The sequence below is a fragment of the Streptomyces uncialis genome (assembly GCF_036250755.1).
GTDB classification, from domain to species: Bacteria; Actinomycetota; Actinomycetes; order Streptomycetales; family Streptomycetaceae; genus Streptomyces; species Streptomyces uncialis.
Genome location: NZ_CP109583.1, coordinates 1544162 through 1559573, shown reverse-complemented (window position 1 = coordinate 1559573; position 15412 = coordinate 1544162). Strand labels below are relative to the sequence as shown.

General features: G+C 71.2%; 13 protein-coding genes. 8 read left to right on the top strand and 5 right to left on the bottom strand.

Annotation, left to right across the window (positions count from 1 at the left end):
• Positions 1–108: 108 nt before the first annotated feature.
• The 4 genes from OG711_RS06160 to OG711_RS06145 all read right to left on the bottom strand — a co-directional run bounded on the left by OG711_RS06160 (position 109) and on the right by OG711_RS06145 (position 4080).
• Positions 109–264 carry a hypothetical protein gene (locus OG711_RS06160; RefSeq protein ID WP_178391001.1) on the bottom strand — a complete coding sequence of 52 codons (156 nt, stop codon included), beginning with the start codon at positions 262–264 and terminating at the stop codon, positions 109–111.
• Between the two features lie 205 nt (positions 265–469).
• Positions 470–2119: a pyruvate, phosphate dikinase gene (locus tag OG711_RS06155; protein WP_329558671.1), complete on the bottom strand. Its 1650-nt coding sequence runs from the start codon at positions 2117–2119 to the stop codon at positions 470–472.
• A gap of 141 nt (positions 2120–2260) precedes the next feature.
• Positions 2261–2893 (bottom strand): transcriptional regulator, encoded by a 633-nt coding sequence (locus OG711_RS06150; RefSeq protein ID WP_329558670.1) that lies wholly within the window; start codon positions 2891–2893, stop codon positions 2261–2263.
• Positions 2890–4080: a TetR/AcrR family transcriptional regulator gene (locus OG711_RS06145; protein ID WP_329558669.1), complete on the bottom strand. Its 1191-nt coding sequence runs from the start codon at positions 4078–4080 to the stop codon at positions 2890–2892. Before OG711_RS06145 ends, OG711_RS06150 begins: the two co-directional genes overlap by 4 nt.
• 370 nt (positions 4081–4450) lie before the next feature.
• Between OG711_RS06145 and OG711_RS06140 the strand changes: the two genes are divergently transcribed.
• The 5 genes from OG711_RS06140 to OG711_RS06120 all read left to right on the top strand — a co-directional run bounded on the left by OG711_RS06140 (position 4451) and on the right by OG711_RS06120 (position 8591).
• Positions 4451–5290 carry a hypothetical protein gene (locus OG711_RS06140; protein ID WP_329558668.1) on the top strand — a complete coding sequence of 280 codons (840 nt, stop codon included), beginning with the start codon at positions 4451–4453 and terminating at the stop codon, positions 5288–5290.
• 245 nt (positions 5291–5535) lie between these two features.
• Positions 5536–6066, top strand: coding sequence for a carboxymuconolactone decarboxylase family protein (locus OG711_RS06135; protein ID WP_329558667.1), 531 nt, complete (start codon positions 5536–5538; stop codon positions 6064–6066).
• 81 nt (positions 6067–6147) lie between these two features.
• Complete coding sequence (locus tag OG711_RS06130) at positions 6148–7425, top strand: MFS transporter (protein WP_073787177.1); 1278 nt, start codon at positions 6148–6150, stop codon at positions 7423–7425.
• A 160-nt stretch (positions 7426–7585) separates the two neighbouring features.
• Complete coding sequence (locus OG711_RS06125) at positions 7586–7903, top strand: hypothetical protein (RefSeq protein WP_329558666.1); 318 nt, start codon at positions 7586–7588, stop codon at positions 7901–7903.
• 199 nt (positions 7904–8102) lie between these two features.
• Entirely contained in the window at positions 8103–8591 is a 489-nt protein-coding gene (locus OG711_RS06120) for a peptidylprolyl isomerase (protein WP_079184559.1), read from the top strand.
• Positions 8592–8656: 65 nt separating this feature from the next.
• On the opposite strand, the gene OG711_RS06115 is transcribed toward OG711_RS06120, so the two are convergent.
• On the bottom strand, positions 8657–9679 hold the full coding sequence (locus OG711_RS06115) for an alcohol dehydrogenase catalytic domain-containing protein (RefSeq protein WP_073787171.1): 1023 nt from the start codon (positions 9677–9679) through the stop codon (positions 8657–8659).
• Positions 9680–9998: 319 nt separating this feature from the next.
• Between OG711_RS06115 and OG711_RS06110 the strand changes: the two genes are divergently transcribed.
• The 3 genes from OG711_RS06110 (at position 9999) to OG711_RS06100 (ending at position 15292) form a co-directional block, all read left to right on the top strand.
• Entirely contained in the window at positions 9999–11132 is a 1134-nt protein-coding gene (locus OG711_RS06110; protein WP_329558665.1) for a hypothetical protein, read from the top strand.
• Positions 11120–11692 (top strand): hypothetical protein, encoded by a 573-nt coding sequence (locus OG711_RS06105; protein ID WP_329558664.1) that lies wholly within the window; start codon positions 11120–11122, stop codon positions 11690–11692. Before OG711_RS06110 ends, OG711_RS06105 begins: the two co-directional genes overlap by 13 nt.
• A 327-nt stretch (positions 11693–12019) precedes the next feature.
• Positions 12020–15292: a S8 family serine peptidase gene (locus OG711_RS06100; protein ID WP_405674772.1), complete on the top strand. Its 3273-nt coding sequence runs from the start codon at positions 12020–12022 to the stop codon at positions 15290–15292.
• The last annotated feature ends 120 nt before the right edge of the window (positions 15293–15412 follow it).

Here is a 15412-nt window from a genome sequence, read left to right as displayed (position 1 = left end):
GACCTCCACCCACCGGCCGAACCGGCGCCGACCCGGGCGGGAACACTGCTCCCGCCCGCGCCGCACAGCTACCCATATCGCGGGGCGACCCCGCACCCGGCATCCGGTTCAGCGGCTGAGCCGGATCATGTACGCGACCGAGGCGGCCGTGACGAGCGCGCAGACGGTCCACGCGATCCACCACCCGACGGCTACGTCCGCGAAGGCCAGCGCCACGCCCCCTGCCCCCACGCTCACCGGCCCGGCTATGAATCGAAGCTCCATCGGGGTTCCCCTCCCGGACTCTCGAAGTGCCGCAGCGGACCTGGGCACCGCGATGCTCCCGGACCGGACCATCGCGCGGGCAACTCAACGCGGTGGTGGCACGGCTTGTCAACGCCGGTCGGGCCCATACCCCGCACACACCAGGCCAGTTGACGTGGCGGCGCGCGGAACCGGAGGGGCGTTCCGCGCGCCGTCGTGCGTGCGGTCAGCCTGTCGCTGCTCGGCCGGTTCGGCGGAGGACGGCCTGGGCCGCGGTGAGGCGTTCGGGTTCGGTGCGGCCCGTGGGCTCGTCGGCCGTGATGTCGTCGGCCCAGGCGAGCAAGCGGTGCAGCTGAGGGTCGGCCGAGGACGTGGTGACGCGAGGTTCGCCGACGACGACCTCTCCGCTCGTCCCGTCGAGTGCGACGAGGGTGCCCTCGGGCAGGGTACGTCCGCCTGCCCGGACGGTGCCGCCGACGGGGTCCACGGTGAGACCCGCGGCACCCACGACGGCGGGCTTCCCCAGCGAGCGCGCCACGACGGCCGCGTGACTGGCCGGGCCGCCGCGAGCGGTGACCACCCCGGAGGCGGCGGCCAGGCCGTGCATGTCGAGCGGGGAGGTCTCCGGCCGTATCAGGACGACCGGTCCTCGTGCGGCAAGCCGTACCGCGCTGTCGGCGGTGGTCGCCACTCGGCCGACAGCGACTCCGGGGGAGGCGCCCAGCCCTCGGGTGAAGACGGCCCCGGGTCCGGTCGCCGCGATCCGAGGCGTACGCAGCTGGGCGAGGTGGTGCGGTGAGACGCGGAGCAGCGCTTCGTCGCGCCGGATCGCGCCCGCGTCGGCGAGGTCGACCGCGACGCGTACCGCCGCGCGCCCGACGAATCGTCCGGGTCGCACCTGAAGCACCCACAGCTCGCCCGCCTCGAAGGTGAACTCGACGTAGCACGCGTCTCGATAGTGCTCCTCCAGCCGCGTCAGGGCGAACAGCAGACGCGTCCACATGGCGGGTTCCCGGTCGGCGAGTTCGCTCAGGGGACCGGTCAGCGAGGTGCCCGAGACGACGTCATCACCTTGGCGGCCGAACATGACCTCACCGAACGGGACATGCTCGCCGGTGCTGGGGTCGCGGCTGAACGCGACCCCCGTACCGCTGTGTTGGTCACGGTTCCCGAACACCATCAACTGGACGGTCACGGCGGTGCCGAGGTCGTGCGGGATGCCGTGCAGTTCGCGGTAGGCCTTCGCGCGGGGTGTGTTCCATGACGAGAACACGGCTGTCACGGCCGACTCCAACTGCCGGGTGGCGTCCTCGGACACGGTGTCGCCACCGCGTTCCGCGATGAGCCGTTCGACATCATGGATCGCGTCGGTGAGACGGCTGCTGGTGCTGGTGCTCTGTCGGGCGGCCGCACGATCGACGCCCGCCAAGGTCGCCGGGCCCACGCCGAGAACCTCGGAGGCGAAGCCGGTCAGGAACCTCAGCCGTGAGTCGAGCGCGAACCGAAGGTCGCCCGTCTCGTCGGCCAGAGCGGTGGTCGCCCTGGTAGTGAGCCCGAGGTTGAGGACGGTGCTCATCATGCCGGGCATGGACACACTGGCGCCGGAGCGGACGGACAACACGAGCGGCCGTTCCGCACCGCCGAGCCTGCGATGTGTGACGGCTTCGAGGTCGGCCACGGCTGCCGCCAGTTGGGCGCCGAAGCCGCTCGGCAGTCGTCCGGCGCGGAGGAAGGCGCGGCACACCTCTGTGCTGATCACGAAGCCCGGCGGCACGGGCAGTCCCAGACGGCGGAGCACGACGAGACCGTGCGCCTTGGCCCCGAGCACTTCCACGCTCTCCTCGACCTCGGGCGAGAGCGGGTGAATCCAGGTCATCGCGTGGTCATCTCTGCGTTCGCCTTCGCGGGCTCGGCCGCAAGTCCCGCGCCGATGCGCACCATCGCGGGTGACGGGTGACGGGTGACGGGTGACGGGTGACGGGTGACGGGTGACGGGTGACGGGTGAGGAGTCGCGGTTCAGTGGCGTGGGATACCGAGGGTGGTCAGCAGGTCCTCGTGCAGCTGGAACCACACGGTGTGGTACGACGAGGTGCTGTCCGTCACGTACTCCAGGGAGCCGGCCCGCGCCCGGGCGAGGGCGTCGCCCAGCCGCACGGCGTAGCGCTGGAAGCGGGGAAGCGCCGCGGACAGCTCGGCGCAGACGGGCTCGGCACGCCGGTGGAACTCCGTGAACCGGTCCAGCACTTGGGCGTCGTACGCGGGGTCGCTGTGGTCGTTCATCGTCATGGTGCCGCCCATGGTGCGGGTCTGCCATGACGTGCAGAGGTCGAGCAACTCGGGGTTGAGGAGCAGGAACCGATCGAACGCCGCGGTGAGCCGGGGCCGGGCTCCGGCTGCCGCGACCTCGTCGGCGATCCGCTCGGCGTCCGCGACCCGGCCGTCCTCCGTGAGTCCCCATCCGCCGAAGTCGCCCGAGGTGCGGGTGACGAGTCCGGCCAAGGCGAGGTCGATCAGTTCCGACTCGGTGTCGGACTCGGCGAGCCCTGTCGCTCCGGCCACCCTGGACAGCCCGGAGACACCGACGCAGCGGAGGGTGTGCAGCACCAGCAGTTCGGTGCTGGTCGCGTGGGACGGGCCGGGCCGGGTCATGACGTGGCTCCAGGGGTGCGGTGACCGCGTCCGGACGGTGGGGACGGCGTCCCGTCGGGGGCGACGGGGGAGTCCGCCGCGGTGGGGAGACCGAAGGTGGCCGCCGCATGGGCGGCACCACGTCCCCCGGCCCGGGCGACGATATCGCCGTCCCGCACACGAACCGCGTACTCGGTGTCGTCGTCGGCGTCCGGTACGCCCGCCGCCGACGCCAGCAGGCCGCCCTCGTCGAGGACGAGGCGCAGCCGCGGCCAGGCGCCGGGCTCGAACACCCGCCGCAGGCAGCGCGCGAAGTCACCGGCCCTCAGCTGCACGAGGCGGCCGGTCTCGGCCGGGTCCGCCGTCGTGACGGCCACGGTGATCCGGTCACCGGTCCGTGCGGCGCGGACGGCCTCCTCGGCGGCTTCCAGGCGGTGGGTGCCGAGGAACGTGATCACTCCGTCCCCGGTGAAGCCGACGGGCCGGTGCGTGAGGAGGTCCCGCAGCTCCGGCGGCGGTGCCCAACGGTCCCGGCAGGCCCGGGCCGGCCGGACGTAGGGCAGGTGCGGAGGGTCCCACTCGTCGGCGAGGTCGAGCCCGCCCAGATGCGCGCAGGCCAGCACGATGTCGAAGGGATCGCCGAACTGGAGCGCCGGATTCGCCGAGGCCCCCGGCCCGTCCAGCAGCCTCAGCACCAGTCGGGCCCGCCGGACCTGCCGCCCGGACGACGCGTCGGCGGGCGCGTACGACTCAAGGGCGAGCGCCAGCAGCAGCGCCTCGACACGGGTCAGCTGTCCGAACGCGTCGCGGATCGGTTCGTCGTCGAGAACCCCCGCCGGGGAACCGGGGTGCAACCGACCCAGGGAGGGGGAACCGTCGGCCAGGGGCATGCGTTCGAGCCAGGTCCGGGCGAACGCACCCAACGCGTCGGTGACGGACGAGGCGGAGGGCGCCGCGGGTGGCGGGAGCGCGTCGGCGTGATGTTCCGCGGTGACGTCGTGCTCGACCATGTCGACCAGCACCGCCAGATACAGGGCGCGTTTGCTCGGGAAGTTCGAGTACACCGCGCCACGCGTCAGCTCCGCCCGCTCGGCGATCCCGTCCACCTTCGCCGCCGGGTACCCGCGCTCGATGAATTCGTCCCGCGCCGCGTCGAGTACCGCCGCGCGCGTGCGCTCCTGCTGTTGAGCCCGGGTCAACCGCACCATCCGCGCGTTCCCCTCATGTCTCTCCGCCGTCTTTCAGGGTCGAAGATACACGGAACATCCCGATGGTGAGGACATCTGATTGCACCGTCCGTGGCGGGACGGCCGCCGCCGGTAGCGGGGTCCGGCTCCGAGGGCGGGCCCCACAGGCCCGACCCCGTGGGCGCGGTTCCGGGGTCGCGGGGCGCGGCGCGACTCCCGGTGCGGGAATCCGTGATGACATGCCATCCGTCGAAAAACCCCTGACGGAAATACCCCCAGGGGGTATATGGTTATGGTGAATGTCCCGGACAGGGGCAACGCACGACGACTGATTTCACGACGACTGATGGCACGGCACGCGACACACACGCATCGCACAGGTGGAGACACGATGAAGAACCATTCCGGCCACGACATGACCAGTCACAGCGGCCACAGCGGCCAGGGCGGAGCCCGTCCCGGTGGGCTGTCGGTCTCCGAGAACGGCTACACCCTTGAGCTCGACGCGACGATCCTTCCGGCCGGGGTGCGGACGGTCACCTTCCGGGTGACCGGTCCCGACGGACAGCCGGTGACCGCGTTCACGCCCGAGCACGGGAAGGAACTGCACCTCATCGCCGTCCGGCGCGACACGACCGGGTTCCAGCATGTGCACCCGGTGCGGGACGGGAGCGGCACCTGGAGCGTCGAGCTGGCCCTGGAGCCGGGGGCCTGGAGACTCTTCGCCGACATCCACCCGACCGGCCACGACGGGACGATGACGCTGGGGATCGACGTATCGGTCGCCGGGCGGTACGACCCGCAGCCGATCTCCGAGGACACCCGTACCGCCCGCGTCGGCGAGTACACCGTCACCCTCGACGGCGAACTCGTACCCGGCGAGGCGAGCGATCTGACGCTCACCGTCAGCAGGGACGGGCACCCCGTCACCGACCTCCAGCCCTACCTGGCCGCGTACGGGCATCTGGTGGCGCTGCGGGTCGGGGACCTCGGCTATCTCCACGTCCACCCGGACGGCGAGCCCGGTGACGGCACCACCGAGCCGGGGCCCCGGATCACCTTCATGGCGGTCGCGCCGTCGGGCGGCACGTACCGCCTCTACCTGGACTTCCAGCACGACGACGTCGTCCGGACCGCCGAGTTCACCGTGCGGACCACCGGGACCGCCTCCCGCGCGCAAGCGGCGACCCCGGCCGCAACCGAGCACACCGGCCACCACGCACACCACTGACCGCGTCGGCATCACCGATCAGCCGCCGCGAGCAGCACACGGCCGAGGGGCGCTCGACTCCCCGAGCGCCCCGCCGCCCCCGGGGCACCCGGCCCCCCGGGACACCTCGCCGCACTGGAACATCCGTGCCCCGGGACATCCCGCCGCCCCGGCACACCCCGCCCCCGGCACACCCCGCCCCCGGGAAGCCCCGCCCCCGGGACATCCCCGTCGCCCCGGAAGATCCCCGTACCGGAAGGACCGTCATGACCCGCCTGACCCGCCTCACACCCGATACCGCGGTCGGCGCCTCACGCGACCTGCTCGCCGAGCTGGTCTCCCGGCACGGCCAGGTAGGCGACATGGTCTCCACGATGGCGCACTCGCCCGCCGTCCTGGGCGGCTATCTACAGCTCAGCCGGGCCATGGGGCGAGCCAAACTCGACCGCGCGGTCAGCGAACGGATCTCGATCGCGGTCCAGGTACTCCAGGGCTGCGGACTGTGTCTCGACGCGCATGTCAGTGCCGCCCGCAGGCTGGGAGTGGACGAGCTGGAGATCGAGCGGGCCCGTACGGGCACCTCGGCCGATCCCGCGATCGCGGCGATCATCACCCTCGCCCTCCAGGTGTACCGCGAGCCGACGTCGATCACCGACGAACAGGTCATCGCGCTGCGTGAGCACGGCTACAGCGACCGCGCGATAGCCGACGTCGTCGGCGTCGTCGCACTCAACATCCTCACCGGTGCCTTCAACCTCCTCGCCGGCCTCACCCCGGGGAGCGGCGCCGATGACTAGAGACATCCTGGCCGCCTTCTGTGGGGCACGGCCTCCGCGCCGAGGCCGTGCCCCACCGCCCGGACCTGGAAGGAACACGCCATGAGCCTGTTCGCCATCCGTGACTACCGCCGCCTCTTCAGCGCACAGATCATCGCCCTGTTCGGCACCGGACTGACGACCGTGGCCCTCGGACTGCTCGCCTACGACCTCGCCGGCCCGCGCGCCGGCACCGTCCTCGGCACCGCCCTGACCGTCAAGATGTTCATGTACGTGGTCATAGCCCCCCTCGCCGCCGCGTACGTCGACCGCTTCCCCAGAAGGACTCTCCTGGTCCTCCTCGACGTGGTGCGCGCCGGAGTGGTCCTGGCACTGCCGCTCGTCAGCGAGGTCTGGCACATCTACGTCCTGATCGGTCTGCTGCAAGCCGCGTCGGCGGCGTTCACCCCGACGTTCCAGGCCGTCATCCCCGACATCGTCACCGATGAGTCCGACTACACACGTGCCCTGGCCGCCTCCCAGGCCGCCTACACGATGGAGAGCCTGCTCAGTCCCGTACTCGCGGCGGTCGCCCTGGCGTTCATGAGCTTCGACTCGCTGTTCCTGGGCACCTCCGTCGGGTTCCTCCTCTCCGCCGCGCTCATCCTGTTCACGCGGGTCCCCGACGCCCGCCCCAGCAGCCACACCCGGGCGTGGGACAAGATGGCGGCAGGGACCAGGACCTTCCTCCGGACACCGCGGCTGCGCGGCGTCATGGCGCTCAATCTCGTGGTCGCGGCGGCAGGATCGATCGTCGTCGTCAACACCGTCAACTACGTCCGTGACGAGCTCGGCGGCTCGCAGTCGGACGTCGCCTGGATGCTCGCCGCCTCCGGCGGCGGAACCCTCCTGGCGGCCGTCGTACTGCCCCGCGTACTCGACCGGATCGCCGCCCGCACCGTCATGATGACCGGGGCCGGAGTACTCGTCGGCGGCACGATCGCCGCGGTGGCCCTCATGGCGTCCGGCCTGGCCACATGGACCGGAACGGCCGTCGTCTGGACCGTGATCGGCGTCGGTATGGCGCTGATCGTCACACCGACCGGCAGCGTCCTGCGTGCCTCCGTCGAACCGCACGCGATCCCCGAGACGTTCGCGGCCCAGTTCTCCCTGTCGCACCTGGCCTGGCTGATCACCTACCCCGTCGCGGGATGGCTCGGCACCAACACCGGCTTCGGCCTCACCTGGTCCGTCCTCGCGGCGCTCGCCGTGGTCGGCGCCGTCGCCGCCCTCCTGCTGTGGCCACGCGACGACGTACGACGAGCGGTGACCGGACCCGCGACATCCGTCCGGCCGCTGCCCCGGACGGACAGGGGGTCCACCCTCTCCAAGGCCGCGTGAAACGCTCCACCGTGCCCCACACCCGCTACCGGTGCCTTCCACCCGCTACCGGTGCCTTCCACCCGCTACCGGTGCCTTCACACCCGCTCCGGGCCGGACGCCCGTCCCCACCGCCACCAGAGCACCGCCCGTTCCCTACGGACAGAGAGCGTTTCCGTACATGAGCCCGCCGACCCCACCCGGAAGACCTCCGCTGGACCCGCCTGGCACGATCGTCCGTTCGGTCGCCAGAAGCATCGCCCGCCGCCTGGCGGAACAGCACCAGGTCGTCAGCGCGCTGTCGTCCGTCGTCGACCTGGTGGACAACGGCGAGTCCGACTCGGCGCTGGACGAGATCGGACTGGTGATCCAGCACCACCGGCTCCCCGTCCTGCGGACGGAGTACGAATTGCTCGTCGTCGCCGCGACCCAGCTGGATTCCCTCGACTCGCTCACCGACACCGGAGTCGAGCGGTTCGTCGTCGCCGACGAGCGATGAAGACCTCGTCGTCGTGCCGGCCACGTCGCTGTCAGCCCCTCCGGCGGCGGAGGCAGGGACGCGGCTGACGGCGACGCGACCAGCACGACGTGGAGCCCACCGGCACGGCACGACAGCCACCCCGGACACGGTCCTGCGGGTGGTGGGACCGGCGCGACTAGAGTGTGGTGATCATCCGTCAGACGCATGGAGTGCTCGTATGACGCAGGTTCTGTTGTCCACCTCCTTCGGAGAGATCGTGATCAGCCTCGACGAGGAGAAGGCGCCGGTCACCACGGCGAACTTCCTCCAGTACGTCGACTCGGGCTTCTACACGGACACGGTCTTCCACCGGGTCATCCCCGGCTTCATGGTGCAGGGCGGAGGGCTCACCCGGGACCTGCGGAAGAAGGACACCAGGGACCCGATCCAGAACGAGGCATCCAACGGCCTGAAGAACCGTCGCGGCACCGTCGCGATGGCGCGCACCAGCGCCCCGCACTCGGCGACCGCGCAGTTCTTCGTCAACCACAGTGACAACGGCTTCCTCGACCCGGGCAGCGACGTGGGCTACGCGGTGTTCGGCGAGGTCACCCAGGGAATGGACGTGGTCGATAAGATCGCGGGCGTCCGGACCGCGCGGTCGAAGGGGATGGCGGACGTCCCGGTCGAGCCGGTCCTCATCCTCTCCGCGAAGCGCCTCGACTAGTTCACGGCACGCCGTCCACCGGCCGGACCGCCCCTGCGGCGCTCCGGCGGACATCACAGGTGAGGTCAGCCGGTGGTCAGGACCATCCGGAAGCGGGCGGCGCCGGAGAGCATCTTCCGGTACGCCTCGTCCACGTCGTCCAGCGGTACGGTCTCGGTCATCGCGCGGATGCCGTGCAGGGCACTGAAGGCGAGCGTGTCCTGCACATCCCGCGAGGTGCCGGACGGATGGCCACGCACGACCCTGCCGGACATGATGAGCTGTGCCGGGCTGATCCCCAGCGGCTCGCTGTCCAGGCCGATGACGACCAGCTCGCCACGGGGCGCGAGCCCCTCCACGGTCGCCGCGATGGCGTCGGAGTTGGCCGCGGTGGCCAGTACGGTCCTGGCGCCGCCGAGCGACCGCAGCGCGTCCGCGACGGGGGTGCCGGCCGTACTGTCGATGTAGTGGTGCGCGCCGAGTGCCTCGGCGAAGTCGGCCTTGTCGGGTCCACGGGCGATGGCGACGGTCTCGAAGCCCATGGCGGCCGCGTACCGCACCCCCAGATGGCCCAGACCGCCGATGCCGAGCACCGCGACCAGATCACCGGGCCGGGCCGAGCCCCGCCGCAGACCGTTGTACGTGGTCACCCCGGCACAGGCCAGCGGCGCGGCCTCGGCGGCGCCCAGCGCGTCCGGGACCCGGGCCGGCGCGTCGACCGGGACGATCACGGTCTCGGCGTATCCGCCGTCGTATGCCCAACCGGGGACCTTCAGGTTCTCGCAGACGATGAAGTCGCCCTGTCGGCAGGGCGGGCAATGGCCGCAGCTGCCGCCGAACCAGCCCACCGCCACCAGGTCGCCCACCTGCCAGTCGCTCTGTGTCCCCTCGCCCAGTTCCTCGATACGTCCGGCGATCTCATGTCCCGGGACCAGCGGGAACCGGATGCCCGGTACCGCGGCCTCCACGAACGCCGCGTCGCTGTGGCAGATCCCGCAGGCCTCCACGGCGATCCTGACGTGGCCGGGTCCGGGCCGTTCCACCTCGCGGTCGACCATCCGGAACGGACCACCGGCGGTTTCCACCTGGGCGGCGCGATAGGTGCTCATCCTGATCTCTCCCCGGAGTGCATGGCGGCCCCGCCCACCAGTTCACCAGCTCCGTGCCGGTCCCGCGCGCCGAGCCGGTCGCTACCCTGCCCCCTCGCCCGTCGGGGTGATCGCCCGAACGGATGTCGGCGGGCTCCCGGGACCGTCCGGTCACGCACCGTGGGTATTCGTTGGACAGAGGCCGAGCGCGCACGACGGACGGCCGGAATCGAATGCCCCCGGTCGGACGTGCTCCCGGCCGTGGCGGGCTCAGGGAGCGGCGTCCTGTGCACGTGCCCCGTTTGCCGGGGCGGGGCCGATGGGTGCGGGGGAGGGCCGGATGGCTGACGAGATGGTGGAGCTGGCGCAGCGGTTCATCAACTCCTATGACGTGGCGGGCATTCCGCAGGTGGAGGTGAACGGGCGGACCAGCTGGAAGGTGATGCACGCGCTGACCCGGGCGCTCCAGTACGAGCTGGGCATCACGGAACTGTCGGACAGTTTCGGCCCGACGACGCTGAGCGCGCTGCGGTCACGGTTCGGAGCGTGTGTCGACGGGTCGACGCGGCACGGCAACGTCTACCGCATCGCGCAGTCCGGCTTGTACTGCAAGGGGTACGACGGCGGCGGTATCGACGCCTCCTACAACGACCGGGTCGTCGACTCCGTCATCGGGATCAAGTCGGACATGGGCATCGGCGGGGCGTTCCCGGGCGGCGGGCTCGAACCGAAGGTGTTCAAGGCGCTGTTGACCATGGACCCGTATGTGCGTGTGGGTGACGGCACCGAGGCGGTACGTGGGATCCAGCGGTGGCTCAACGGGCGTTACGTGGGCCGCCGGGAGTTCTTCGTCTGCCCCTGCGACGGGCACTTCTCCCGGGATGTGCAGAAGGCGTTGGTCTTCGCCCTCCAGTACGAGATCGGTATGGGCGACGACACCGCCAACGGCCGTTTCGGGCCCGGCACCCAGGACGGCGTCAGGTCACAAGCGCTGCTGGAGGCCGGGTCGGCCGACGGAGCCAGGCAGTTCGTCCGTCTGTTCCAGGCGGCGATGCGGTTCAACGGCTGGGACGTCGCCTTCGACGGCCGCTACTCGCAAGCGCTCGCGCACACCGTCGCGGAGTTCCAGCGCTTCGCGCGACTGCTGCCGGCGCACGGCGGAGGGGACTTCCGCACCTGGGCCTCCCTGCTGGTGAGCACCGGCGATCCGACCAGATCACCACCCTCACCGTCGGCACAGGCGCGGGGTACATCGAGATCGACAAGAACATCGCCTCCGGACGGGACCCGGGACAGAACCGGTTCGCCCCCCGCGGCCCGGACACCGCCTTGGACGTCGACTTCGACCGCGCCCGGCAGAACGACCTCACCACGGACCTCATCCGCTACATCGAGGACAACGGCCACGGCAGCATCGGCCGCTTGCGCGGGCCCCATGAGTGCGCGACCAAGGTCGTCGACATGGACGGGCTGATAACCGGGCTCGCCCGGTCACTGCGGATGCGCAAAGCACTCATCCAGGCCGCGGTGTTCTGGGAGTACCAGGCCGACAGGACCGACCCCGGTGTGGACCTCCTGGTCGCGACCTACTTCACCTGGCGGGAACAGCACGAGGCGTGGGAGCGGCACCCGGTGGGTGATCCGCCGGTCCCGCCCTTGGTGATCCGTGAGGACTCCAGCACAGGAGTGGCCCAGATCTTCGCCAGGACCGCGATCGAGGCCCGCAACCACTGTGTCGCGGCGGGCGTGGTCCCGGGCGCGCCTCTCGACCCGGACGACTGGCATGTACGCAGGGACGTGTGGACGAGGCTGCGGAACGACGACGACCACAATGTCTCGACCGTGCCCCTCGTCCACCTCCACTCGGCGGCCCGGGTCGGTGTCACCACCGACCGGCTCCGCTACAGCGACGCCGACATCATCGCGGTGCTCGCCCGCTACAACGGCACCGGCGCCGAAGCGCAGAACTACGGCCGACGCGCTCTCGACCTCCACCGCATCTTCGAGAAGTACAACGCCGCGCAACGGAGTTGACGTCTGATGCCACGTCAGGCATGACCGTTCCTGACGATGCGTCGGGTGACGGGGAGGCCCCGATGCCCCGCCGTGTCGGGAGACGGCGGGCCCCGGTGCCCCGCAGTCCCGTCACACAATGATCATCAGGCGATCATTGAGTGCGCCGGAGCACCCCCGGAATACTTCGGGAGCCGGGGGCGTGCACCTATCTGCGCGCGCCCCCGCCCGGGCTGGGCCCCCGCCCGCCCGATTCGCTCCTGAGCAGGGGGAGTCTTGCGCACACCAGCAAAGAAGGCCTACGCGGCCACCGTCGCCGCGGCGGCTTCCATAGCCTTGACGGCGGGCATGACCAGCCCCGCGTCGGCACAGAGCGGTGACCTGGACGCGATGTCCACCACCGCGGCCAAGAGCCCGGGGACGGGCGGCAGGACCGTTCACACCGTCGTCCTGATCACCGGTGACCGGGTCCTCGTGGACTCCAAGGGCCGGGTCGGCGGCATCCAGCGGGCCAAGGGCCGTGAGGACATGCCCTTCTTCACCCAGGTCCACGACGGCCGTACCTATGTGGTGCCGCGTGACGCCCGGAGCCTGATCGCCGACGGCACGCTGGACCAGCGGCTGTTCGACGTGACCGGACTCGCCGAGGCGGAGAGCCGCAAGGCCCACCGCGCCGGGCTCAAGGTGATCGTCGGCTATCGCGGCGCCACGGCCGGGGCCGCCCGTACCGAGGTGCGCTCCTCCGACGGCACGACCGTCCGCCGCACCCTGTCGGCCCTCGAAGCCGACGCCGTCACCAGCGCCACCGACAGCAAGGGCGCGCTGTGGGAGGCCCTGACCCGTCCGAAGGACGACGGCTCGGTGGCCAGGACGTCCGGTATCGCGCGGATCTGGCTGGACGGTGTGCGGAAGGCGTCGCTCGACCGCAGCACGGGACAGGTCGGCGCCCCGGCCGCGTGGGCCCGTTCGTACGACGGCACCGGTGTGAAGATCGCCGTCGCGGACTCCGGGATCGACGCCACCCACCCGGACCTGGCGGGCCGTGTCGTCGCGGAACGCAACTTCAGCTCCTCCCCGGACGCCCGGGACCGCGTCGGGCACGGCACGCATGTGGCCTCCATCGCGGCCGGTACGGGGAAGAAGGACGCCCGGTACAAGGGTGTCGCGCCCGGGGCGCAGCTGATCAACGCCAAGGTGCTGAACGACCGGGGCTCCGGTGACGACTCCGGCATCATCGCCGGGGTCGACTGGGCCGTGGCACAGGGCGCCGACATCATCAACATGAGCCTGGGCGGCCTCGACACCCCCGGGATCGACCCGATGGAAGCCCAGATCAACAAGCTCTCCGCGGAGAAGGGCGTGCTGTTCGCCGTCGCCGCGGGCAACGAAGGACCGGGCCGGGGCACGGTCGGGTCGCCGGGCAGCGCCGACGCGGCGCTGACCGTCGGCGCCGTCGACGACAACGACCTGATCGCCGACTTCTCCTCGGTCGGACCCCGCACCGGGGACAACGCCGTCAAGCCGGACATGACCGCGCCCGGTGTGGCGATCGGGGCGGCCGCCGCCGCGGGCGTCCCGGGGCAGAACCCGCCCGGCTACGTCAGCCAGAACGGCACGTCGATGGCGACCCCGCATGTCGCGGGCGCCGCCGCGGTCCTCAAGCAGAAGAACCCCACCTGGACGGGCGCACAGCTCAAGTCCGTCCTGATGGGCTCGGCCAAGGGCGGCGCGCACTCGGTCTTCGAGCAGGGCACGGGCCGCCTCTCGGTCGACAAGGCCATCGACCAGACGGTCGTCTCCGAACCGGGCTCCGTGAGCATGGGCACCCAGGAGTGGCCGCACCACGACGACACACCCGTCACCAAGCAGGTCACGTACCGCAACAACGGCACCGCCGATGTGACGCTCGACCTGTCGCTGGCGACGCCCGTCGGCGGCGACGGACAGCCCGCCCCGGCCGGGTTCTTCACCCTCGGCGCGCAGCGGGTCACGGTCCCGGCGGGCGGCAGCGCCTCCGTGGCCCTGACGGCCGACACCCGTATCGGCGGGGCGGTCAACGGCTCGTACTCCGTCACGGTCGTCGCCTCCGGCGGCGGCCAGAGCGTGCGCACCGCCGCCGCGGTGGAGCGTGAGGTCGAGTCGTACGAGGTCACCTTCAAGACCCTCGGACGGGACGGCGCGCCGAGCAGCGGCTGGCAGGCCGATCTGAAGGGCTACAGCGAGGCCGCCACCGGCCGGCGGGTCTTCCCGCAGCTGTCGTCGGGCTCCACCACGGTCCGGCTGCCGCGCGGCAACTACGCCCTCGCGGCCAACCTGCTGGCCGATCCCGCGGCCCCGCGCAACGGCATCGACCTGATCGAGAACCCGCAGTTCTCGGTGTCCGGCCCCACCACCGTCACCCTCGACGCCCGGACCACCCGGCCGGTGAACGTCACGGTGCCGGACCCGGCCGCCCGCCCGACACGCGCCGGGATGATGTACACCCTCAACACTCCCGAGGTGTACGTCCTCCAGGGCAGCGACTTCGCGAGCTTCGACAACCTGCGTACCGCTTCGCAGGGTCCGCGGCTGCCCGACGGATACCTCACCCAGCAGTGGTCCGGCCACTGGGAGCACGGCACCACCGAGTACAACATGCTGACCGGCGGTCCGGTCCCGGAGCTGGCCACCGGCTACTCCAAGTCCTACACGACCCGGAACATGGCCCTGGTGAAGGCGGGAATCGGCGCGTCCGCCCCCGGCCTGCGGGGCGCCCTCGCCGCACACGGCGAACTGGAGTACGGGGGCGGTTTCCTCGCGCCGTTCGCCGCGCAGGCCGCGTCGGCGAACCGCGACGTGTATCTGTCCACGGACGACGGGGCCCGCTGGAACATCGAGGCGGCTGTGCTCGGCGCGAAGGACGCGGCGGGCGACCAGCTCTTCGACGCCCTGTACGGCCTCGGCGGGTCGCGGCGCTTCGAGCCGGGCACGACGCACACCGAGAAGTTCAACGTCGGTGTGTCGGGCCCCCGGATGAACGCGGGCGAAGGGCTCGTACGTGACGGCGACGACATCGGCGGCTCGCTGACGCTGGTCAGTGACGGGGCCGGTCACTCGGGCTTCGCCCGGTACTCCGCTGCGAGCACCACCGTCCACCGCGACGGTGTGCTGCACACCAAGAACGACGTGGCCATCGACGAGCAGCTGATCACGCTGCCGCCGGAGTCCGCCAAGTACAAGGTGGCGACCACGGTCCACCGCGACCCGACGTTCAACCGCGCCGGGACCCGGATCGACGCCTCCTGGACGTTCACCTCGGCCCGTGCCACCGGCCGGACGGATCTGCCGGTCTCCACGGTCCGGTTCCAGCCGCGGCTCGCCCTGGACTCCACCGTCCCGGCGGGAAGCAAGCAGGTCGTCCCGGTCGAGGTGCAGGGCGCCGCGTCCGGCACCAACCTGAAGACGCTGCGCGTCCTGGTGTCGTACGACGGCAAGAAGTGGAAGTCCGTGACGGTCGACGCGGGCAAGGTCAAGGTGCGCGCGCCGGAGAAGGGCAAGGGGATCTCCCTGAGGGCCGTCGTCACCGACAAGCAGGACAACCAGTCGGCGGTCACCATCCACAACGCCTTCCTCGGCAGGTGACACCCCGTCATATCGGTGACGGCTCACGGTGAGCCGACACCGACAGGGGCGGCCCGCCGGAACCACGGTTCCGGCGGGCCGTTCCGTCGTGGTGCGGGTCGTTTCGTGGTGGTGTGATCT